Annotated in this window: 18 protein-coding genes and 1 pseudogene; 15 read left to right on the top strand and 4 right to left on the bottom strand. The window is 59.0% G+C overall.

Annotation, left to right across the window (positions count from 1 at the left end; translation table 11 throughout):
- Nucleotides 1-102 precede the first annotated feature (102 nt).
- The 4 genes from GH784_RS24855 (at nt 103) to GH784_RS24840 (ending at nt 5,581) form a co-directional block, all read left to right on the top strand.
- Nucleotides 103-1,062, top strand: coding sequence for an ABC transporter substrate-binding protein (locus GH784_RS24855; RefSeq protein WP_111828724.1), 960 nt, complete (start codon nt 103-105; stop codon nt 1,060-1,062).
- Nucleotides 1,063-1,179: 117 nt separating this feature from the next.
- Nucleotides 1,180-2,205, top strand: coding sequence for an ABC transporter substrate-binding protein (locus tag GH784_RS24850; protein WP_003514162.1), 1,026 nt, complete (start codon nt 1,180-1,182; stop codon nt 2,203-2,205).
- 86 nt (nt 2,206-2,291) lie between these two features.
- Nucleotides 2,292-4,523: an ABC transporter permease gene (locus GH784_RS24845; protein WP_065702573.1), complete on the top strand. Its 2,232-nt coding sequence runs from the start codon at nt 2,292-2,294 to the stop codon at nt 4,521-4,523.
- A complete protein-coding gene (locus tag GH784_RS24840; protein ID WP_003514159.1) occupies nt 4,520-5,581 on the top strand; it encodes an ABC transporter ATP-binding protein in 1,062 nt (353 codons plus the stop codon). Before GH784_RS24845 ends, GH784_RS24840 begins: the two co-directional genes overlap by 4 nt.
- Before the next feature lie 27 nt (nt 5,582-5,608).
- Here GH784_RS24840 and GH784_RS24835 read toward each other — a convergent pair whose 3' ends face one another.
- On the bottom strand, nt 5,609-7,645 hold the full coding sequence (locus GH784_RS24835; RefSeq protein WP_065702574.1) for an NADH:flavin oxidoreductase: 2,037 nt from the start codon (nt 7,643-7,645) through the stop codon (nt 5,609-5,611).
- A 145-nt stretch (nt 7,646-7,790) separates the two neighbouring features.
- On the opposite strand from GH784_RS24835, the gene GH784_RS24830 reads away from it, so the two are divergent.
- The 4 genes and pseudogenes from GH784_RS24830 to GH784_RS27700 all read left to right on the top strand — a co-directional run.
- Complete coding sequence (locus GH784_RS24830) at nt 7,791-8,420, top strand: TetR/AcrR family transcriptional regulator (protein ID WP_013636802.1); 630 nt, start codon at nt 7,791-7,793, stop codon at nt 8,418-8,420.
- Nucleotides 8,421-8,559: 139 nt separating this feature from the next.
- Nucleotides 8,560-9,234: a response regulator transcription factor gene (locus GH784_RS24825; protein WP_065702575.1), complete on the top strand. Its 675-nt coding sequence runs from the start codon at nt 8,560-8,562 to the stop codon at nt 9,232-9,234.
- 35 nt (nt 9,235-9,269) lie between these two features.
- Complete coding sequence (locus tag GH784_RS24820; protein ID WP_236768943.1) at nt 9,270-10,667, top strand: sensor histidine kinase; 1,398 nt, start codon at nt 9,270-9,272, stop codon at nt 10,665-10,667.
- A 35-nt stretch (nt 10,668-10,702) separates the two neighbouring features.
- Nucleotides 10,703-10,895 (top strand): annotated as a pseudogene (locus GH784_RS27700) (outer membrane protein); the annotation flags it as partial.
- A gap of 113 nt (nt 10,896-11,008) precedes the next feature.
- On the opposite strand, the gene GH784_RS24810 reads toward GH784_RS27700, so the two are convergent.
- A complete protein-coding gene (locus GH784_RS24810) occupies nt 11,009-11,395 on the bottom strand; it encodes a hypothetical protein (protein ID WP_065702577.1) in 387 nt (128 codons plus the stop codon).
- Nucleotides 11,396-11,499: 104 nt separating this feature from the next.
- Complete coding sequence (locus GH784_RS24805) at nt 11,500-11,931, bottom strand: MarR family winged helix-turn-helix transcriptional regulator (protein ID WP_025594436.1); 432 nt, start codon at nt 11,929-11,931, stop codon at nt 11,500-11,502.
- Nucleotides 11,932-12,137: 206 nt separating this feature from the next.
- Between GH784_RS24805 and graD the strand changes: the two genes are divergently transcribed.
- The 7 genes from graD to GH784_RS24770 all read left to right on the top strand — a co-directional run bounded on the left by graD (nt 12,138) and on the right by GH784_RS24770 (nt 18,802).
- Complete coding sequence (graD, locus tag GH784_RS24800) at nt 12,138-12,677, top strand: FADH(2)-dependent resorcinol hydroxylase reductase component (protein WP_065702578.1); 540 nt, start codon at nt 12,138-12,140, stop codon at nt 12,675-12,677.
- 36 nt (nt 12,678-12,713) lie between these two features.
- Nucleotides 12,714-13,943: an FADH(2)-dependent resorcinol hydroxylase oxygenase component gene (gene graA, locus GH784_RS24795; protein WP_065702579.1), complete on the top strand. Its 1,230-nt coding sequence runs from the start codon at nt 12,714-12,716 to the stop codon at nt 13,941-13,943.
- A gap of 46 nt (nt 13,944-13,989) precedes the next feature.
- The gene (tsdA, locus tag GH784_RS24790; RefSeq protein ID WP_003514143.1) at nt 13,990-14,973 is read left to right on the top strand and encodes a gamma-resorcylate decarboxylase; all 984 of its coding nucleotides are present in this window, start codon (nt 13,990-13,992) and stop codon (nt 14,971-14,973) included.
- Between the two features lie 3 nt (nt 14,974-14,976).
- Nucleotides 14,977-16,032 carry a maleylacetate reductase gene (graC, locus tag GH784_RS24785; protein WP_065702580.1) on the top strand — a complete coding sequence of 352 codons (1,056 nt, stop codon included), beginning with the start codon at nt 14,977-14,979 and terminating at the stop codon, nt 16,030-16,032.
- A gap of 40 nt (nt 16,033-16,072) precedes the next feature.
- Nucleotides 16,073-16,960 carry a hydroxyquinol 1,2-dioxygenase gene (gene graB, locus GH784_RS24780; RefSeq protein ID WP_065702581.1) on the top strand — a complete coding sequence of 296 codons (888 nt, stop codon included), beginning with the start codon at nt 16,073-16,075 and terminating at the stop codon, nt 16,958-16,960.
- Nucleotides 16,957-17,295: a YciI family protein gene (locus GH784_RS24775; protein WP_065702582.1), complete on the top strand. Its 339-nt coding sequence runs from the start codon at nt 16,957-16,959 to the stop codon at nt 17,293-17,295. The genes graB and GH784_RS24775 overlap by 4 nt, the downstream gene beginning before the upstream one ends.
- A 220-nt stretch (nt 17,296-17,515) precedes the next feature.
- Nucleotides 17,516-18,802, top strand: a complete 1,287-nt coding sequence (locus tag GH784_RS24770) for an MFS transporter (protein ID WP_065702583.1) — start codon at nt 17,516-17,518, stop codon at nt 18,800-18,802.
- A gap of 53 nt (nt 18,803-18,855) precedes the next feature.
- Here the strand turns inward: GH784_RS24770 and GH784_RS24765 are convergent, their stop codons facing one another.
- Entirely contained in the window at nt 18,856-21,183 is a 2,328-nt protein-coding gene (locus GH784_RS24765; RefSeq protein ID WP_065702584.1) for a DUF1217 domain-containing protein, read from the bottom strand.
- Nucleotides 21,184-21,274 lie beyond the last annotated feature (91 nt).

Here is a 21,274-nt window from a genome sequence, read left to right as displayed (position 1 = left end):
GCTAATGGCGGAGATTGGAACGGGGAGGTTCCAAGCAGGGAGGCTCAGTTGAGAGCATTGACCGCACTTGCGGCGAGCATGGCCTTCGGCGCAGGGCATGGCATGGCCGCGACGAAGTTGAACGTCCTGTGCGGCGTCGACGAGGCTTGGTGCGTGACCATGCAGCGGGCTTTCGAAGCGCGGATGGGGGTCGAGATTTCGATGGTTCGCAAGAGCACCGGCGAAATCCTCGATCAGATTCGTGCCGAACGCGCCCATCCGACTGTCGACGTCTGGTGGGGCGGTACAGGCGACACTCATTTGCAGGCGGGTTCGGAAGGCCTTCTGGAAGAGTATCAGCCCGCCCATCAGCAGGATCTGCTGCCATGGGCGCAGAATTTCAATGCGATGTCGGGATCGAAATCGGCCGGAATCTATGCCGGTGCGCTCGGTTTTGCCTATAATTCGGAACTGCTTGCCAAGAACAATCTGCCGGCCCCGACATGCTGGAAGGATCTGGCGAAGGAGATTTATCGCGGCCATATCCAGACCGGCAACCCGAACTATTCGGGCACGGCCTTCACCATGCTTGCCACGCTTGTCCAGCTCTTTGGCGAGGAGGAGGCTTTCAGTTTCATGGGCAAGCTTAACCAGAATGTGGTGAGTTACACCAAGGTCGGCTCGGCGCCCGTAAAGGCGGCGGCGCGGGGGGAGGTTCTAATCGGGATTTCCTTCATGCATGACGCCGTGACACAGAAGATCGAAGGCTTTCCGCTGGTGATCGTCGCCCCTTGCGAGGGAACCGGTTACGAGATCGGTGCGGTCAGCATAGTCAAGGGCAACCACAACGATGCGCTGGCGCAGGCCTTCGTTGAATTCGCGCTGACCCCGGAAGGACAGGCGACCGGGGCAAAGGCGGGGCAGAACCAGGTGCCATCCAACGCCCGGGCGACATTGCCGCTGACGGCGCCCGATATATCGATGATCAAGATGGTGGATTACGACTTCGCCACCTTTGGCCAACCCGAAGAGCGAAGTCGATTGTTAAGCCGCTTCGACAACGAAATTCACCCGAGCCAGTAGGGGTCAGCAATCCAAGACCGAAAATACAGACAGCGTGGCAGCACAAGATGCCGCGACCGGCAGCGCCATGTTTGTGGACTGCCGAACCATTCAGACGCAAGCTACAGGAGGATAACCATGCGACTGACGATACTTTCCACATTGCTTTTTGCCGGTACGGCACTCGGCACCACATCGGTGCAGGCGGCAGGCGAGCTTAACCTGATATGCTCTGCCGATGTCGTCATCTGCGAACAGATGAAGGGCGATTTCGAAAAGTCGCATGACATCAAGGTCAATATGGTTCGCCTGTCTTCCGGCGAAACTTATGCCAAGGTGCGTGCGGAAGCCCGCAACCCGAAGACCGATATCTGGTGGGCCGGCACCGGCGATCCGCACATGCAGGCGGCCTCCGAAAACCTGACGCTCGAATACAAGTCGCCGATGCTGGATCAGCTGCAGGACTGGGCCGTCAAACAGGCGGAAAGCACCGGTTACAGAACCGTCGGCGTTTATGCCGGCGCGCTGGGCTGGGGTTACAACACCGAAATCTTCAAATCCAAGGGTTACAAGGAGCCGAAGTGCTGGGCCGATCTGCTGGCACCGGAACTGAAGGGCGAAATCCAGATCGCCAATCCCAACTCTTCGGGCACAGCCTATACGGCGCTTGCCTCGCTCGTGCAGATCATGGGCGAAGACCAGGCGATCGATTATCTGAAGAAGCTCAACGCCAACATCTCGCAATATACCAAGTCCGGCTCCGCGCCGGTGAAGGCGGCAGCGCGTGGCGAGACGGCACTCGGCATCGTCTTCATGCATGATGCCGTGGCGCAGACAGCGGAAGGTTTCCCCGTCAAGTCCATCGCACCCTGCGAAGGTACCGGCTACGAAATTGGCTCCATGTCGATCATCAAGGGTGCCCGCAACCTCGAAAATGCCAAGACCTGGTACGACTGGGCGCTGAAGCCAGAGGTCCAGTCACGCATGAAGGACGCCAAGTCCTTCCAGCTTCCATCCAACAAGACCGCGGAAGTGCCGAAGGAAGCGCCGAAGTTCGAGGACATCAAGCTCATCGACTACGACTTCAAGACCTATGGCGACCCGGCCAAGCGCAAGGCGCTGCTGGAACGCTGGGACCGCGAGGTCGGTGCAGTCGCAAACTGATCTGAACTCCGGCGATCGGCATCCCGGCTTTTGAAAGCCGGGATGCCCGCCGTTCTTTCATCGGCATGAAATAAGCGAGGTCGGCCATGACACGTGGCAATCGCAGGCTGAACATTGTCCTGGCGCTCGGGGCTTTTGCCCTGGTTTTTCTTCCCTGGTATCGCATTGAAGGCGGCTTCTTCAGCTTCCGCTGGCTGTCTGAGTTTCTCTCTTCCCCCAGCAATGCGCCCGGTGTGCTGCAAATATTGGTTTATGGAAAACCCTGGCTTGCCGGTGCCGGCCTGTTTTTCCTCGCCGGATGCCTTGTCCGCCCGATCGGCGATCCGATGCTGCGGGGCAAGCTGCTTGCGTGGATTGGTGCTGCCGGTCTCGTGGTTCTGATTTTGCAGGGATTGGCGATCGGCTTTACCGGCTGGACATGGAGTGTCAGTGAAAACCTGTTCGGCGTGCTTTCCGATGGCCAGCCCGCCATGGGCGCCGGTGCCGTCGTCATGTCGCTGGTCTTTGTGCTTTTCTTTGCCTTCGGGCTTGCCGAACGCGGCGTGATGAAGGGCGATGCCTTTGTCGTCGGCTCGATTTCCATTCTGGCCTTCCTCGTTACCGTTTTCGTGTTCTATCCGATCGGCAGCATGCTGATCGCATCCGTTCAGGATTTCGATGGCTCTTTCAATGCCGATGGCTTCATCCGCAATATCAAGGATCCCGGAATCTGGAGCCTTGGCTGTGTCACGGGTGAAGAGCGCTGCGGCGTTGCCTGGCGAACGCTCTTCCTCGCCTTGATGACCGCCTTCGGCTCCACAGTGCTTGGGTTGGGTTTCGCGCTCGTCGCCACCCGCACCCGTTTTCCGTTCAAGAAGGGCCTGCGCCTTCTGACGGTTCTGCCGATCATAACGCCGCCTTTCGTCATCGGTCTTGCCCTGACGCTGCTCTTTGGCCGCGCCGGTGTCGTCACCGAATGGCTTTCCTATCTCTTCGGCATCGAACCCGGCCGCTGGCTTTACGGCATGACCGGCATATGGATCGCGCAGGTTCTCTCCTTCACGCCGATATCCTTCCTGGTGCTGATCGGTGTCGTCGAAGGTGTCAGCCCGTCGATGGAGGAGGCGTCGCAAACGCTTCGCGCCGACCGCTGGCGCACCTTCTGGCGGGTGTCGCTGCCGCTGATGAAGCCGGGTCTCGCCAATGCGTTTCTCATCGGCTTCATCGAAAGCATGGCGGATTTCGGCAATCCGCTGGTGCTTGGTGGCACGCATGGGGTGCTGTCGACGGAAATCTTCTTTGCCGTTGTCGGTTCGCAGAACGACCCTTCACGCGCCGCTGTTCTCGCCATTATCCTCCTGTGCTTCACGCTTTCGGCCTTCCTCGCCCAGCGTTTCTGGCTGGCCGGCAAGAACTTCGCCACGGTTACCGGCAAGGGCGACAGCGGCGCGCATATCGCGCTGCCACGCGGCCTGTCCATTGGTGTCCATGCCGTCGTCGTGCCGTGGATGGTCTTCACCATCGTCGTGTACGGCATGATCCTCGTCGGCGGTTTCGTGAAGACCTGGGGTCTGGACAATTCGCTGACGCTCGACCACTACATCCGCGCGTTCTCCGTCGGCTTCTCCAACGGCTCGATCGCCTGGACCGGTGTTGCCTGGAACTCGTTCTGGACGACCATGGAGATCGCGCTGGTGTCGGCGCCGCTGACCGCTGCCGTCGGTCTGCTGACGGCCTATATCATAGTGCGGCAGAAGTTTGCCGGTCGGAACATCTTCGAATTTGCCCTGATGATGAGCTTTGCCATTCCCGGAACAGTCATCGGCGTCAGCTACATCATGGCCTTCAACCTGCCGCCGGTGGAAATGACGGGATCGGCGCTGATCCTGATCGCCTGCTTCGTCTTCCGCAACATGCCGGTCGGCGTGCGCGGCGGCATTGCGGCAATGAGCCAACTCGACAAAAGCCTCGATGAGGCCTCGCTGACGCTGCGCGCCGACAGTTTCCGCACGATCAGGAAAGTGATCCTGCCACTGCTGCGCCCGGCGATCACGGCGGCTCTGGTCTACTCCTTCGTCCGAGCGATTACCTCGATCAGCGCCGTCATCTTCCTCGTCAGCGCCCAGTACAACATGGCGACCTCCTACATCGTCGGTCTCGTCGAAAACGGTGAATACGGTGTGGCCATTGCCTATTCCTCCATGCTGATCGTGGTGATGATCACTGTTATCACCGGCTTCCAGCTCATTGTAGGCGAGCGTCGCCTGCGCCGCGAAAACCGCGTCGCGGGACTGCCGTCCGCGTCCTCCGTTCCTCTCGCTCAGGAGAAAACCGCATGATTTCCGTAAAGCCCGGCTCCGTCACCTTTCAGAATGTCCGCAAGACATTCGGCGCCTTCACCGCCATCCCCGACCTTTCGCTCACCATCGAACCCGGCACGCTGGTGACACTTCTCGGTCCCTCCGGTTGCGGCAAGACGACGACGCTGCGCATGCTGGCGGGGCTCGAACATCCGACGGCCGGTCGCATTCTGATCGGCGACAAGGATGTGACCATGCTGCCGGCCAATGAGCGCGATGTCTCGATGGTTTTCCAGTCCTACGCGCTTTTCCCGCATATGACGGCGCTCGACAATGTCGCTTATGGCCTGCAATCCTCCGGACTGCGCAAGGCGGAAGCACGGGAGAAGGCCGAGGAAGGTCTGAAGCTCGTGGGGCTGGCCGGCATGGGGCATCGTCTGCCTGCCGAGCTTTCCGGTGGTCAGCAGCAGCGCGTGGCGGTTGCCCGCGCTCTGGTGCTGGAGCCGCAGGTGCTGCTGCTCGATGAACCCCTTTCCAACCTCGATGCGCGTCTTCGCCGCCGGGTTCGTACCGAAATCCGGGAATTGCAGCAGCGGCTTGGTTTTACCGCCGTTTATGTGACGCATGATCAGGACGAGGCGCTGGCCGTTTCCGACCGGATCATCGTGATGAAGGAAGGCGAGATCGCCCAGTCAGGCGCGCCGCGGGAACTCTACGAGGCGCCGGCTTCTTCCTTCATCGCCGACTTCATGGGCGAGGCGAATGTCGTCGGCTGCGAGGTGGTCAGCCTTGAAGGCGCCGATGCGTTGATCCGCGTTGGGGGGATCGATCATCGTGTTGCGGCACGCAACGCTAAACCCGGCCCGGCAAAGCTCGCGGTTCGTCCGGGTTCGATTTCCATCGCCCAATCGGGCGGGCAGGGACTTGCCGGGCGGGTGCTGCACAGTGCCTATCTCGGCGGTCACGTCGAATATGAAGTCGAGACCGATATCGGCACGCTCTTCATCATCGACCATGCGGTCGAGACCAGTCTGCCGCCCGAAAGCGATGTCACACTCGGGTTCAAGAACCGTGGCATTGCCTTGATCCAGGCCTGAGTTTCAAAGCGTATCGCGGCGGCCCTCTCAAATATCCTTTGCGAGACGCAGCGCATCGTAGATCGCCGCATGTGTATTGCGTGCGGCGACCGCGTCGCCGATGCGGAAGAGCCGGTAGGCACCGCCAGGGTTGCGCTCGACGGTTTGGGCGGAGCCCTCCAGCAAGGCGTCGTAGGATATTTCGCCGAGGTTCCTGGAGCCGGGCTTGAGGTCGAAATAGAGATCGTCCAGCGGCACCGTGCCGTGATTGACGACGATCTGGTCCACGGTCCTTGATTTCGTCACGCCGCCATAATCGCTGCCGACGTGGGCGACGAGCTGGTTGCCGTTTCTTTCCGCCGCTTCCAGCCGATAGGTGACGGTGAAGGTGACGTCGAGTTTTTGCAGTGAGCGCATGTAAGGAACCAGGTTCATCGCCATGACTTCGGGCGCGAAAGCGCGATCCGGGGTCATGATCTCCACTTTTGCGCCCGCCTTTGCGAGAAATTCTGCTGCCTGCAGGCCCGCATGGTCGCCGGCATCGTCGAAAACCAGCACATTCGTTCCCGGCTTGACGTCGCCGGAAATGATATCCCACGAGGAAACGACCAGATCATTGCCGTTTGAAAGCACATCGGTATGCGGCAATCCGCCGGTGGCGATGATGACGACATCTGGGCTCTCCGAGAGAACCGTGTCCGCTTCCGCCCAGCTGTTGAAGTGAAAGGTAACGCCGAGCCTTTCGCACTGGCTCATGCGCCAGTCGATAATGCTGATCATTTCGCGGCGGCGTTCGCTTTGCGCGGTCAGGCGGATCTGGCCGCCCGGATCGTTTGCGGCCTCGAAGACGACGACCTCATGGCCGCGTTCGGCACAGACACGCGCGGCCTCCAGCCCGGCCGGACCGGCGCCGACGATCACGACCTTCAGGCTTTCCTTCGCCTTGGTGATCTCGTGCGGCATCGTTTCTTCGCGGCCTGTCGCCGGATTGTGAATGCAGAATGCGAGGCCGCCCTGATAGATGCGGTCGAGACAGTAGTTGGCGCCAACGCAAGGCCTGATATCGTCCTCCCGCTTTTCCATGATCTTGCGCACGATATGCGGGTCCGTCATGTGAGCGCGGGTCATGCCGACCATATCGACCTTGCCGGAAGCGATGGCGAATCTGGCGGTGGCGACATCCTGGATCTTGGCGGCGTGGAAGGTGGGGAAACTGGTTGCCGCGCGGATTTCGCCCGCGAAGTCCAGATGCGGCGCGTTCGCCATGCCCTGAATGGGAATGACGTCGGTCAGGCCGGGATCGGTGTCGATATGGCCCCTGATAACGTTGAGATAGTCGATCAGGCCGCTATCCCGCAACCGGCGCGAGATTTCGAGGCCTTCCGCCTTTCCGGTGCCGCCTTCAAGACATTCGTCGGCGGTATAGCGAACCCCGAGGATGAAATCGTCGCCGACACGTTCGCGCATCGCCCTGAAGACGTCGAAACAGAAACGCATGCGGTTGTCCAGCGAGCCGCCATAGGGGCCATCCAGCTCGTTGGTCAGCGGCGAGACGAACTGGTCGATGAGATGGCCATAGGCTTCAAGCTCCACCCCGTCCATGCCGCCCGCCTTCATGCGTTCCGCAGCGTCGGCGAAGTCCTTGATGATGCGCTCGATATCCCAATCCTCGATCTTCTTCGGGAAAGCGCGATGCGCGGCTTCCCGCTGGTGGGATGGTGCCAGCACCGGCAGCCAGTCGCCCTTGTCCCAGCGCGTGCGGCGGCCGAGATGCGTCAGCTGGATCATGATCGCTGCACCCTCTTCATGCACGGCGTCGGTCATTTCCCTGATCCACGGAACGATTTCATCCTTGTAGGCCAAGAGGTTGTTGAAGACGGGCGGGCTGTCTTTCGAGACGGCTGCGGAGCCTGCCGTCATCGTCATGGCGACGCCGCCCTTTGCCCGCTCGAGCGTATAGGCGCGGTAGCGCCCTTTCGGCATGCCGTCCTCCGGATAGGCGGGTTCATGCGAGGTAACGATGATGCGGTTTCGCAGGGTGAGATGCTTTAGCTGGTAGGGCTGAAGAAGGGGGTCATTCGACATGGCGACCGTGCTCCGAGAACGTTTATCGGAGAAGGCTAAGCGGGAATGTACATAGGTGTCAATTAATAAAACACTTGTGTTTATGCATTCGACATGAGTGGACATTCGCCTTGTCGCGACCAGACCGATTTGCTAGGAAATCATCATGGAAGCGACATTGAACGAGACCGGTTGGCGCGGATCGCAGGAGGGCTGGCTTGAGGCCGCCTACCAGGCACTTCTCGAATCCGGCGTGGATTCCGTGAAAATCCTGCCGTTGGCGAAAAAACTCGGTCTGTCGCGCACGAGTTTCTACTGGTTCTTCCGGGATAGGGAGGAGTTGCTGGCCGCACTCGTCTCCCGCTGGCGCGAAAAGAATACCGGCAGCATCGTCAGGCAGTCGGAGGCCTATGCGGAGACCCTGGCCGAAGCGATGCTGAATGTCTTCGATTGCTGGCTGGATGCCGGCCTCTTCGACAATAGGTTCGAATTTGCGGTTCGCAGTTGGGCTCTTCAGTCCGATGATATTCTTGCCGAGGTGCGTAAGGCTGATCAGACGAGAATGGATGCACTTTCGCGCATGTTCATGCGTTTTGGCCATTCCGAAAATATGGCGGATGTGCGTGCCCGCACCACCTATCTCGTGCAGATCGGCTATATCTCCATGCAGTCGGAGGAAGATATGGCCGTGCGCATGAAAAGGATCCCGGACTATATTGCGATCTACACCGGTGAGGTGCCGCAGCAGCGCGAGCTTGACCGGTTTTATGCAAGACATGGGTACAGGCCGGGATAAGGCATCCAAGGTGTGACGGTCGATTTGCGTCTGGCAGGAGGGTGAGAGAAGGATAGTCCGGCTCCTTGCCTGCAATGTAGCTGTAACATTCACCGACCAGTGGTGAGGACGGCAAGAGTTCACCTTTGGGGAAAAGTCATTGCGAATCCTGCTTCTCGAGGATGAACCGGAAATGGCGCGGGTCCTGCTCGAAGCCCTGCGACGGCGTGATGTGCTTGCGGATCATGTCAGCACGATTGCCGATGCCGACGCGCTGGCGCGTGACGGCTCTTACGATGTGCTGGTTCTGGATCGTCGCCTTCCGGATGGTGAAGGGTTGAACCTTGTGTCTTCGCTTCGCAAAGCCAGGCATTCGGTGCCGATCCTCGTTCTGACGGCGCTCGGAAGTGTCGATCACCGCGTTGACGGTCTTGACGCCGGCGCGGATGATTACCTCGCCAAGCCTTTTGCGATCGAGGAATTGCTTGCCCGCCTTCGGGCGCTGCACAGGCGCGGCCCTTCGCTCTCCAGCCAATATGTGAGCTTCGGAAATCTGAGCATTGATCCGAAGAGCAATGAAGTCACGGTTGCCGGTGCCATCATCGAGTTTCGGCGGCGGGAATATCTGGCGCTCGAGGCTCTGATGCGACGCCCGAACCGCATCGTGACGCGTTCCAATCTGGTCGAGGCGGTTTACAACCTGGATGATGAGATCGAATCCAACGCTCTCGACGCCCATATCTCCCGCATCAGGAAGAAGCTCGCGCAGGCCGAAGCCACGGTCGAGATAAGAGCCGTGCGAAACATCGGCTATCTCATCCGGGCGAATACATGAAGCAGGAGCGCAACCGATCCCTGCGGTGGGCGCTGATGAAGCGTCTTTTCGCCTTGCAGGCGTTCTTGCTCGTTCTGTTTGTCATCCTCCTCGTCGGCTGGATCTGGATCATTGATCCACGGCTGGAGGGCGCCAATGAAGAGGCTGTCCGCATCGTTGCGGAAAGCGTGACAAAGGATGGGCAGGGCCGGGCGCAAGTTTTGCCCACGCCCGGATTGGTCGAGCTGAAACAGCGCTATCCGAATCTTTGGTTCTTGGTGCGGGACGCCGATGAAATCGTCCTGCGATATGGAGAAATCCCAGTACCGGCTTTGGCGGCAGTTTTTCCGTCAAGCATCGAAAGGGCGCGTCTGGAAGCGGGGGAAACAGTCCGGGCCACCATGGAAAACCGCGATACACCTGCCGGGCGGCTGCAATTCATTGCCGGGACGGAAAAAGGCATCCCGAATGACGGCCTCAGCCTATGGATCAGTATGCAGTTAGATCTGGAAAAGGATGCCAACGGCGAGATCCGCTGGCTTACAGTCTTGCCGGGTGTGGGCTTCGTCATTCTTATCGCCGTCGTGCCCATGCTGATCCTGACTGGTATCGCGACATTGATCGTGACCCCGTGGGCGGTCGGCCGTTCACTTGGCGGCCTGATGGAAACGGTCAGCCAGGCGCAATCCATCAATTTCGAGAACCGGTCTGCCCGTATCAATCGTTCCAAGGTGCCCAGCGAAATCATTCCCCTGGTAAATGCCTTCAACGTCGCGCTTTCCAAGCTGGATGAGGGATATAATCGCCGTAACCGCTTTCTTGCCGATGCCGCGCATGAGTTGAGAACGCCGATTGCAATCGCGCGGATCAGGGCCGATCTTTTGCCCGATGACGCGCTGAGCCTACAACTCCGGGCCGATATCGATCGCCTCACACGCGTTGCGCACCAGTTGCTGGAGATGCAGGCGGTCGGCGTGGTGGAATTACCCGCCGAGCGGCAGGACCTGAACATCCTTGTCGAGCGCATCGCGACCGATGTCGCGCCGATTGCGATGGATGCCGGTTACGAGTTCGATTTCGAGCCAAGTGAAGGAGAGGCCGTGTTCACGGTCCAGACTTCGATCATCGAGATGGCGGTCGTCAATCTCGTTCGCAACGCAATCGATCATGGCGGCGGCGAGGGTTCTATCACGATCCGGGTCGGTGCTGCGGGCTTCATTGACGTTTGCGATGAAGGGCCGGGCATCCCCGTCTCGGAGCGCGAGCAGGTATTCGAGCCGTTTCACCGCGTCAATACGAACTCGCCAGGAGCCGGCCTCGGATTGAACCTAGTCCAGAAGGCGGCAGAGATTCATGGCGGACGCGTTGTCTTCCTCGACCTCAATCCCGGTTTTTGCGTCCGGCTGGAAATTCGCTCGGTGGCTTTGAAAGGTGCTGCGGCTGACACTGTCTAGCTGACGGGATTTTAAGCGATCAGGCACGTTTCCCCGGCCTTACCGCCAAAAAGCTCAAGGATGGAAACGGCGTCACGGGTGCCGACTGCTGGAACCAGGGCTATCGGGTTGGCGCCGGCGTCGAACAGAGCTTCGGCGGCGGCCTGTCGGCCAAGTTTGGCGAGCGGCAGGTCGAAGTCCGATCCAAATGATCACGTCATCAAGGCCGGCCTGAACTACTGCTTCTGACCGGCCCATCCGATGAGAAATCCCAGGGAGAACGTTCCAACGAAAACCGCCGCTTCAAGCATCAAAGCGGCGGTCAAAAATCTGGGAGGGCGGAGTTTGAAATCCGGAAACGATCACTCGCATTCGAGCGCCGGTTGCCGGAAGCTCGTGACATACCATTCGCCGCCGGAATTGCGTGTGTAGAAAGTGTAGAAGCAGTCTATGCGCTCGACATAACCCGGCGTCTCGGACACTTCGTAACGCTCTCCGCGCCGTGTTGTCCGCACTTCGCCACTCGATGATCCGGCGACAACCTGTGTCTTGTTCTTCCGCCACTGGTAGGCCTGCTGTCCACCGCCAAGGCTATAGATATTGTCCGGCGACCCATAGTCCAGCATCACGCTGGTGATGGGCGCGCCGATATAGCTTTTCATGACTGTCGAGGCGCAGGCCGAAACCAGGATCGATGCTGTGACAAGGGCGAGCGTTGTCAGGTAGGCGGGTGACAATCTCTCGGACATGGGCAAATTTCCTCCGCTGTGGTGAGTTGCCACAGGGATAGGAACCAGCCATTACAAGTACATTGCACGCGAAGGTCGTGACGGGTCAGCGGATCCTTGGGGGATCAGAGACCCGCAATGTTGCGGCCGATGTGGCGCAGGATGCTTTTGAAAAGTTTCACTTCGGCCGGGTCGAGGCCTTCGATCGCGGTCTTTTCGAACATGGCGGCGATGGGCATCAGTTCCTCGGCAAGTTCTTCACCCTTTGGCGTCAGCGTGATGCGCACGATCCGCGCATTGTCGACCGGTCGCTCGCGGCTGACGAGGTTGCGTCTGACGAGCAGGCCAACAAGCCGGGAGAGCGTGGAAATCTCCACCGACACGAGGTCTGAAAGCTCGGTCAGTGTTTTGCTTTCCTGTTGTCTCAGCGTTGCCAGCACACGATACATCGGCAGGGTGATGTCATAGGATGCCAGCCTCAGGGAGAAGCGCTCTCCAAGCCGAACACCTACCCAGTTGAGCAGGTAGGGTACCGAGTCAGTGAACTGATAAGACACAAGCAAAACCCCGTTTTGAGAAACACGTGCGCGGATGACGTGGCGCACCCATCGGCTGTACCGGCATAATCTATCAGTTTCAATAGTTTCGCTCCAGAAGACCGGGGACGGCGAGGCCATATCGCAGCTTCCTCCGCCATAAAACATTTGCATTGACAAATGTTGCAAATGAAAATATTTAAGAATGCAGGATTTGGGAGGATCTCATGACATCAGCACTGTTTGGCCTGAACAATCTTGCGCCTGAAGGCGTCGGCCAGAATTTCCGCACGACGATGCGCCGTTTTCCGGCGACCGTGACGGTCATCACTGCCTGTGCGACGGGTGATCAGCGCGATCACGGCATGACGGTTACCGCCGTCACCTCGGTTTCGATGGAGCCGCCCTCTCTTCTGGTTTGCCTGAACAACCGCACGCTTCTGCACGAATTGCTGCTCTGCCGGCCCGATTTCATCGTGAATGTGCTGACGCAGGACCAGATTACCTTGTCTGATGCTTTCAGCGGCAAGGTTTCGCCGGAGGAGCGTTTCCGCAACGGCGAGTGGCAGCGTCATGACAACGGTGTTCTTTATCTGCCCACGGCCCATGCCGCCATCGCCTGCCGCCGTGTCGCGGCAATGCCATATGGAACGCATACGGTGTTTATCGGACAGGTGGTGTCGGCCGATGTAAGCGAGACGACACGACCGCTGCTTTACGAAAATGCCCAATATTGCGCCGCAAGCCCGGCAGGCCTGTCCGCCTGATATTTCCCGGCTAGACTATTCTCGGAGGAGACAATCATGAACGATATGAGCCATGCGCCGCAGCCGGCGCAAACGAACCCGCATGTCCGCCTCGTCGGTCGCGTTGCCGGTGTAGCGGATCTTTTCCGCTCCAGCGCCCGACAAACAGAGGAGGCGCGCCGCGTTCCCGCCAGTCATATCGCGGCGCTGCGCGGTATCGGCTATTTCGATGTCGTCAAACCGCGGGCTTTCGGTGGGCAGGGCGGTGAATTTGCCGAGCTTGTCGAAGCCAATATCGAGCTTTCGGCGGCCTGCGCGTCGACCGGCTGGGTTGCCGGCCTGCTTTCCGCCCATCAATGGCTGCTGGCGATGTTTCCAGAGGAGGCGCAGGCGGATGTCTGGGGCGAAAACCCTGACGCGCTTCTGTGTGGTTCCTATGCGCCGGTAAAGATGGCGGAGGCCGCTGACGGCGGTTACCGCCTGAGCGGCAAATGGGCCTTTGCCTCGGGCTGCGAGAATGCCCAATGGTCTCTCTGCGCCGCCATCCTGCCGCCGCAGGGCGAAGGCAGGCCGGTTCCGGCCTTCCTTCTCGTGCCTGCGAGCCAATATGCCATTGAAGACACGTGGCATGTGGTCGGACTGGCCGGCACGGGTTCCAAGACGCTGGTTCTCGATGATGTCTTTGTTCCCAAACATCGGGTTCTGACCTTTCCGGACGCGACCAGCGGCCACACGCCGGGCGGGCGGTTTTATGCGCAGGAAGGTCTCTTCAACATGCCGCTTCTTACCGGCATTCCTTCCTGTCTCGCCTCGGCTGGCGTCGGCGCAGCCAAGGGTGCCCTGGCAGCCTATGTCGATCATGTCGGTGGCCGGGTGACCCGAGGTGCGGTGGCGGGCGGCAATAACCGCATGGCGGAATTTCCAACCATCCAGCTGCGTGTCGCGGAAGCCGCTGCGAGCGTGGATGCCGCTTGTGAAATCCTGTTGCGCGACGTTGCCCGGGCTCAGGCACTCTCACAGGCAAGGCTTGAAGGACGGGCGGAATTTTCGGTGGACGACCGGCTATTGAGCCGTCGCGGCCAGTCCTTTTCGGTCTCTCTGGCGCTGCGCGCCGTGCAGGCACTCAACGATTCCACCGGCGGTGTCGGGCTCGATCTTTCCAATCCGGTCCAGCGGGCCTGGCGGGATGCGAATGCGGTGGGCCGCCATATCAGCATGAACTGGGATGCCGTGGGCACCATGATCGGCCAGAGCATGCTCGGCCTGGAACCCAAGGGCCAATATTGACCGCACGCGTGGCGGCAACTGAACAGCGATTTTCGGAGGAAATAACATGCAAGGCAAGGTCGCTCTCGAAGAGCATTTCGCAATCCCGGAAACACTTCAGGATTCGGCCGGGTTCGTGCCCGGTGATTACTGGAAGGAACTGCAGCATCGCCTGCTCGACATTCAGGATACGCGCCTGAAGCTGATGGATGCGCATGGCATCGAAACCATGATCCTGTCGTTGAATGCGCCGGCGGTGCAGGCTATTCCCGACAAGAAGAAGGCGATCGAGATTGCGCGCCGCGCCAATGACGTCCTGGCTGAAGAATGCGCCAAGCGGCCGGACCGCTTCCTCGCCTTCGCAGCCCTGCCGTTGCAGGACCCGGATGCGGCGACCGAGGAGCTTCAGCGCTGCGTCAACGATCTCGGTTTCGTCGGCGCACTCGTCAACGGCTTCAGCCAGGAGGGCGATGGCCAGACACCGCTTTATTACGACCTGCCGCAATATCGTCCATTCTGGGGCGAGGTGGAAAAGCTTGATGTGCCTTTCTATCTGCATCCGCGCAATCCGCTGCCGCAGGATTCCCGCATCTATGACGGCCACCCCTGGCTGCTTGGCCCCACCTGGGCGTTTGCGCAGGAAACGGCGGTTCACGCGCTGCGCCTCATGGCATCAGGCCTGTTCGATGAGCATCCGCGCCTCAACATCATTCTTGGCCATATGGGCGAGGGCCTGCCCTACATGATGTGGCGCATCGACCACCGCAATGCCTGGGTGAAGCTGCCGCCGCGCTATCCGGCCAAGCGCCGTTTCATGGATTATTTCAACGAGAATTTTCACATCACCACCTCTGGCAATTTCCGCACCCAGACCCTGATCGATGCCATTCTGGAAATCGGTGCCGACCGCATCCTGTTCTCCACCGACTGGCCCTTCGAGAACATCGATCATGCCTCCGACTGGTTCAATGCGACGAGCATTGCCGAGGCCGACCGGGTAAAGATCGGCCGCACCAATGCGCGCCGCCTGTTCAAGCTCGACGGAGCCTGAGCCATGCAGCCGTTCGTCTATACGACGGCCCCGGCCCGCATCGTCTTTGGCACGGGTAGCTCCGTGGGGGTAGCGGAGGAAATCCGTCGCCTCGGGCTGTCACGGGCGTTGGTGCTTTCCACACCCCACCAGAAGGGCGATGCGGAGGCTTTGGCCGCCCAGCTTGGCCAATTGGCTGCCGGTGTTTTTTACGATGCGGCCATGCACACGCCGGTCGAGGTGACGAAAAGGGCGGTCGAGGCCTATCGCGCTGCCGGTGCCGATTGCGTCGTATCGCTCGGCGGCGGCTCTACCACCGGTCTTGGCAAGGCCATTGCCTTGCGCACCGATGCGCCGCAGATCGTCATTCCAACGACCTATGCCGGCTCTGAGGTGACGCCCATTCTTGGCCAGACGGAAAATGGCGTGAAGACCACCCTGCGCGGTCCGGAAATCCTGCCGGAAGTGGTGATTTACGATGCCGAGCTGACACTTGGATTACCTGTTGGCATCAGCATGACCAGCGGGCTAAACGCCATGGCCCACGCGGCAGAGGCGCTTTATGCTCGGGATCGCAATCCCATCGCCAGTATGATGGCGGTGGAAGGGTTGCGGGCGATGATCGAGGCGCTTCCCGGTGTGAGGATGGAGCCGCAAGATACCAAGGCGCGCGAAACGGCACTTTACGGCGCGTGGCTGTGTGGCACGGTGCTTGGCGCTGTTGGCATGTCGCTGCATCACAAGCTTTGTCATACGCTGGGCGGCAGTCTGGATTTGCCGCATGCAGAAACCCATGCGGTGCTTCTGCCGCATACCATCGCTTATGTGGAACAGGCGGTGCCGGATCAGCTTGCGCCGCTGGCCGCACTTGTCGGTGGCAGGGCAGGGACGGGTCTTTACGATTTTGCCGCCCGGCTCGGCGCGCCGGCAAGCCTTGCAGCACTCGGTGTTGGCGGGGAAGATCTCGACGCTATGGCCGAGCTTGCGACCGCCAATCCTTACTGGTGCCCGCGGCCAGTTGAAAAAACCGCGATCCGCGCCCTGTTGCAACGCGCCTTCGAGGGCGCAAGGCCGGAGTGATCCGGCAAGCAGGGAGCGGCAATGATGGGAGGAGGACATTATGGACATGAAAACAACCGGTGACGACGGCTATTTCGTCGAGGAACGTTCGGCCGAAACCGTGATTGCCCGTATGCGCGATTGTGACGATCCGCGTCTCAAGGAGATCATGGCGGTCGTCACCCGCAAGCTTCACGAGGCGGTGAAAGAGATTGAGCCGACTGAAGAGGAATGGATGAAGGCGATCCATTTTCTGACCGAGGTCGGCCAGATCTGTAATGAATGGCGGCAGGAGTGGATCCTTTTTTCCGATATTCTCGGCGTTTCCATGCTGGTCGATGCGATCAACCACCGCAAGCCGAGCGGCGCGTCGGAATCCACCGTTCTCGGGCCTTTTCATGTGGCCGATGCGCCTGAGATGCCGATGGGCGCCAATATCTGCCTCGACGGCAAGGGCGAGGACATGCTGGTAACCGGCCGCATTCTCGACACCAATGGAGTGCCGGTCGCAGGCGCCCGCATCGACGTCTGGCAGGCCAATGACGAAGGTTTCTACGACGTGCAGCAGAAGGGCATTCAGCCCGATTTCAACCTGCGTGGCGTATTCGTCACCGGTGAGGACGGACGCTACTGGTTCCGGGCGACGAAGCCGAAATATTACCCGATACCGGATGATGGCCCCGTGGGGCAGCTTCTGCGGGCCATGGGGCGCCATCCCTACCGACCAGCGCATCTGCACTACATCGTTTCGGCAGAAGGCTTCACCACGCTCGTCACGCATATTTTCGACCCTGATGATCCCTATATTCGTTCGGATGCGGTTTTCGGTGTGAAGGAAAGCCTGCTGGCCGATTTTCAGCGGGTGGAGGATGCGCAGAGGGCGCAGGAGCTGGGGTTCGCCAACGGCTGGTTCTGGTCGGTGGACCACGATTTTGTGCTCGCCCGATGACCGGCGGTAGCGACCGTCCCCGGCTCTATGTGCGTTTTGCGGAAAGTGATCCCGCTGCCGCTGAGCAAAGGTTGGCGCAGATGAGTGCCCACAAGGCTCATTTACGCAACGAAGATGGCGTTCCGGAAGGATTCAGAATTCTCGCATCCGGCCCGATGCAGGCGGAAAGCGGAGGGTCTGCCGCGGCCCTCATCATTGCTGAAGCCCGCTGCATCGAGGACGTCATGGCTTTTAGCGACGCCGACCCTTTTGTCATTCACGGCGTCTATAACCGCATTCGTATTTTGAACTGGACGCCGACTTTGTCGAGGATTTCGGAGCTGGAAGGCGACTGAAATCCACGCCTGCAATGGCTGTTGACGATTGTTAATATTTCAATTGCAATTTTTGCAAACGCAACATTTAATCGAAGGCGGGTGATGCTGGCGATATGTGTCTTGACAGGAGCGAGACGCACATCAGGGTGGAGCAAGCCGGGCACCCAGGGAGCAATCGCAGGAACGGGAAGACGTCGATCCATTCCGGGTGGCGCGTTCATGCGTGAAAGGGAGGAATATGTCCACGAACTATATGAGCGCCGCCTCGGTGCGGACGAAGAACCCGGCTGGCGTCATCGCGACATGCGGCCTGATGATCATGTTCGACGGTTACGATCTTGTCGTTTACGGCGCGGTTGCACCGGCGTTGCTGAAAGAAGGTGCATGGGCGCTCAATCCGGCCATGGTCGGGCGGGCTGCCGCCTTGACGCTGGTGGGCATGCTGCTCGGCGCGCTGTTTGCCGGCACCATGGCGGACCGTATCGGCCGCCGGAAGGTCGTTCTCATCAGCCTTGCCGGATTTTCAGCGATGATGATTGCCTCGGCCATGACGCCGAACTTTCTTGCTTTCGAAATCACGCGCTTCTTCGCCGGTCTCGGCCTTGGCGCGCTCCTGCCGACGGTTACCGCGCTCGTGCTGGAATTCTCGCCGCCCAAGCGCAGGGCACAGGCAAACTCCCTGTCGTTCCTCGGTTATCTTATCGGCGGCATCATTTCCGGCCTCATGGGTATTTTGCTTCTGGAGAGCTATGGCTGGAGGCCACTGATGCTGATCGGCGGCCTGCCGCTTATTCTTCTGCCGATCTTCATGCGGTTCCTGCCGGAATCGCCGGAATGGCTGGCAAGCAAGGGCCGGCAGGCAGAGGCAGACGGGATTTGCGACACTTACGCCCTGCAACGCATTACGCCGCATGCCAAGATCCAAAAGGGCGGCGTGGGCGCCCTGTTCTCGGAAGGCCGGCTGCTTTCGACGCTGAATGCCTGGGGCATCCACTTTTGCTCGCTTCTGCTGACCTTCGGCATGGTCAACTGGCTGCCCACCATCATGAACAAGATGGGCTACGACATCAGTTCGGCGCTCAGCTTTTCCATCATGCTCAATGTCGGAGCCGCAATTGGCATTCTCATCGGCGGGCGTTTCGCCGACAAGGGTAACGTCAAGGTGGTTGTGGCCGTCCTATTTGCCATTGGTGCGGCCTCGATCTGGGCGTTGACGGTAAACAAGGGGCCGTTGCTCTATCTCTTCGTTGCCCTTGCGGGTGCGGGAACGATTGGAACCCAGATTCTTGCCAACGTTCTGGTCGGGCGGCTTTATCCTGTCCATATTCGCGGTACGGGTCTTGGCTTTTCCCTGGCCGTCGGGCGGCTGGGCGGCATCGCCGGTCCGATGATCGGCGGTCTCGTGCTGCAAAGGGGCCTGGCTCCGGAGTGGAACTTCTACATTTTCGGCTCGGTCGCGCTGGTCGGGCTGGCTTTGACCGTACTGACCCTGCTCTACCGCACTTCAGGCGACGGGCGGGTTTGACTAAGATGATGTTGGCCGCAGGGCAAAACCTGCGGCCAGCACTTATGGATGGTCTAACCTCTGCGGCGGCTGCGGAGTTGCCCCAACGTCGCGAGTGTATTGCCGCTGATGGACGTGCTGCCGCTGCCGAATAGAGCGAGACGCGGATCCGACGTTGCGTTGTTCGCTTCGAATGTCAGCAAAAAGCGATTGACCAGTTTTTCGACCTTCTTGGGGTCCTGCAGGTCCTTCATCTTCAACTTCTTCTCGATCATCTTTGCCTGCGCATCCACCTTGGAGTTTGCGGTTTCTGCGGGAATTCCAAGGGCGGTGCGGGTGAACTCCGCAAGCGCATTATCGGCGAGTATGTCGTAGGGATTGGAAATGCTGGCAGCCATGCGCTTGAAATAGAGCGCAAGGCGAACGCCGGAATTTTCTTCGCCGACCCGCTGTTCCAGCGTCTGCCGAACATATTTGTCGCGTGTTTCCATGAGGCTGCGGGTGTTCTGCACGCTCTGGCCGGCTTTCGCGACGATATTCCCCTTGGCGTCGAAATTGAAGGAGCCGGCAAGTGCGCGGAAGCGGGCATCTTTTTCGGTATTGGCGAAACTTTTGGGGTTCTTGAGGTCGGACTTGAAGATCTTCTTGAGGTAGTCGGTGGTGACCGTTTTGGGGTCGATACGCTGCGCAATCAGCATGAAATCGAGAAGGCGGCGGTCGGAGAGCAATTGATCGACGGTTTCAATCGTTTCCATTTTCTGGCGATAGTAGGTGACCTCCTTTTCGCCTTTCTCCCTGACCTTTTTGTCCTTGTCCCAACGGGTAACTTCCTTCAGATAATTTCGCGATATTCGAGTGATCTCGTTTTCCGACTGGGCGAGCCGGGGTGAGCCGATCTTGCCCTCGGCATCAAAGTTGAAAGCCTTGGCCAGCCGCACGAAACGCTCGTCTTTCAAAGTATAAACGTAACTTTTCGTGTCTGACAGATCGCTGGTAAATACCCGTTTCAGCGTGAAGGACGAGGCTTCTTCAGCGGTAATATCGAAGGCCTTCAGGGCGAAGTTTCGAATGATGACCGCGCCCTGCGCGTTCGACAGAAAATCCTCGAGATTTTTCGTCAGGCCGATGTAGCGCTGGTAGTTCTTGATTGCCTTTTCGTCCGCTGCTTCGTCCTTGTCATCGTAACGGCTGAAGTAGAGGTTCATCATGGTGTTGAGCTGTTCGGCGGTCTGCGCGACCTTGCCGGTCTTGATCTTGCCATCCGCACCGAAATTGAAGGCGCGTGCCAGATCGACAAGACCTTTGTCCTTCTCCTTGTGGATAGGGCTTTGCGGATCATTCGGATCCTGCAAGACGGCCCAGCCGATTTTCTTGTCCGTCTCATCATTGTCGGTCAGATTGAAGCTGACGATGAGCATCGTTCTCAGGCGCGCAAACTGCGTCATCTGGCTGGCCTCGGTGATGGTTTTCATCTTGTCGGCGAAATACTCGCGGTTGAGAACAGCTCCGGCCTGCGTCAGGCGGGGATTTGAAAGAACGTAGGTTTCGTTAATCAGTCGCCTCTGCGCAGTCGTCTGCGCCGGCATGCCGTCATCTACGCGGCCGTCGTCCCGGAAATTAAACGCGGCCGCCATCTCGAACAGTTTGTTGGCATCGTTGATACGCTTGTTATATTGGCTGATCAGGTAGTCGATCTTTGCGAGCGCCGGTTTGTCGGTGGACGCGACGCCTGCACGTTCTATGCGCAGATCGGCCGCCTTTGCCTTCCACTCCGGTATCAATGACTTGTAGGTCTTGTTGATGTAGCTATCGGCATTGCTGATATCGCTCGTCAGAACGTTTTTGACGTGCTTGTAGCTGAAGGTCTCGGGGTCGATGCCGAAGGATTTGAAGATATAATCCCGAAGCCGCGTGTTCTTGAAGATATCGTCGACATGCCCGACCTTCTCGATGGCAATGTTATAAAAACGGGTCTCTTCCTTTAATTCGGTGCCTTCCTGTTCGATCGTAGCGTGATAGGTGGCAATCAACCGGTCCTGCTGGGATTTTGTCTGAACCGATTTTTCCGCTTTGATCGTGCCGAAATCGAAAGAGGCAGCGAAGTCGCGGTATCGCGTATCCTTCAGTTTGTTTGCGAAGCTGTTCGGATCGTTGAGATTGCTTTCCAGCACCTTCTTCATGAAGGCGGTGGCATAGATCATTTCCTCCAGTCCATGTGCCTTCATGGCGTAGGAATAGAGCCGGAAGTCCTTCAGGAACGCGTCGAGGTTTTTAACCTTGCCGATATTATCCGTATAATATTTGGCGTCGCGCGATACGACGGGGTCGTTCGCGACGCGTTTCAGTGACAATTCCATATCACGATTGTAAAGAGCGTAAGTCGTATATGCGGGCAGCACCATGTGTCTCCGAAAAAACTATGGCAAAATCTGTGCGTGAACCAGTTATGAAGCGGATAATTGCAGTATAGTCTTGCGCGTAGCTGTATAATTA

The organism is Agrobacterium tumefaciens (genome assembly GCF_009649785.1).
GTDB lineage: Bacteria > Pseudomonadota > Alphaproteobacteria > Rhizobiales > Rhizobiaceae > Agrobacterium > Agrobacterium tumefaciens.
The sequence above is the reverse complement of the archived record's forward strand: the minus strand, read 5'-3'. Positions and strand labels throughout refer to the sequence as shown.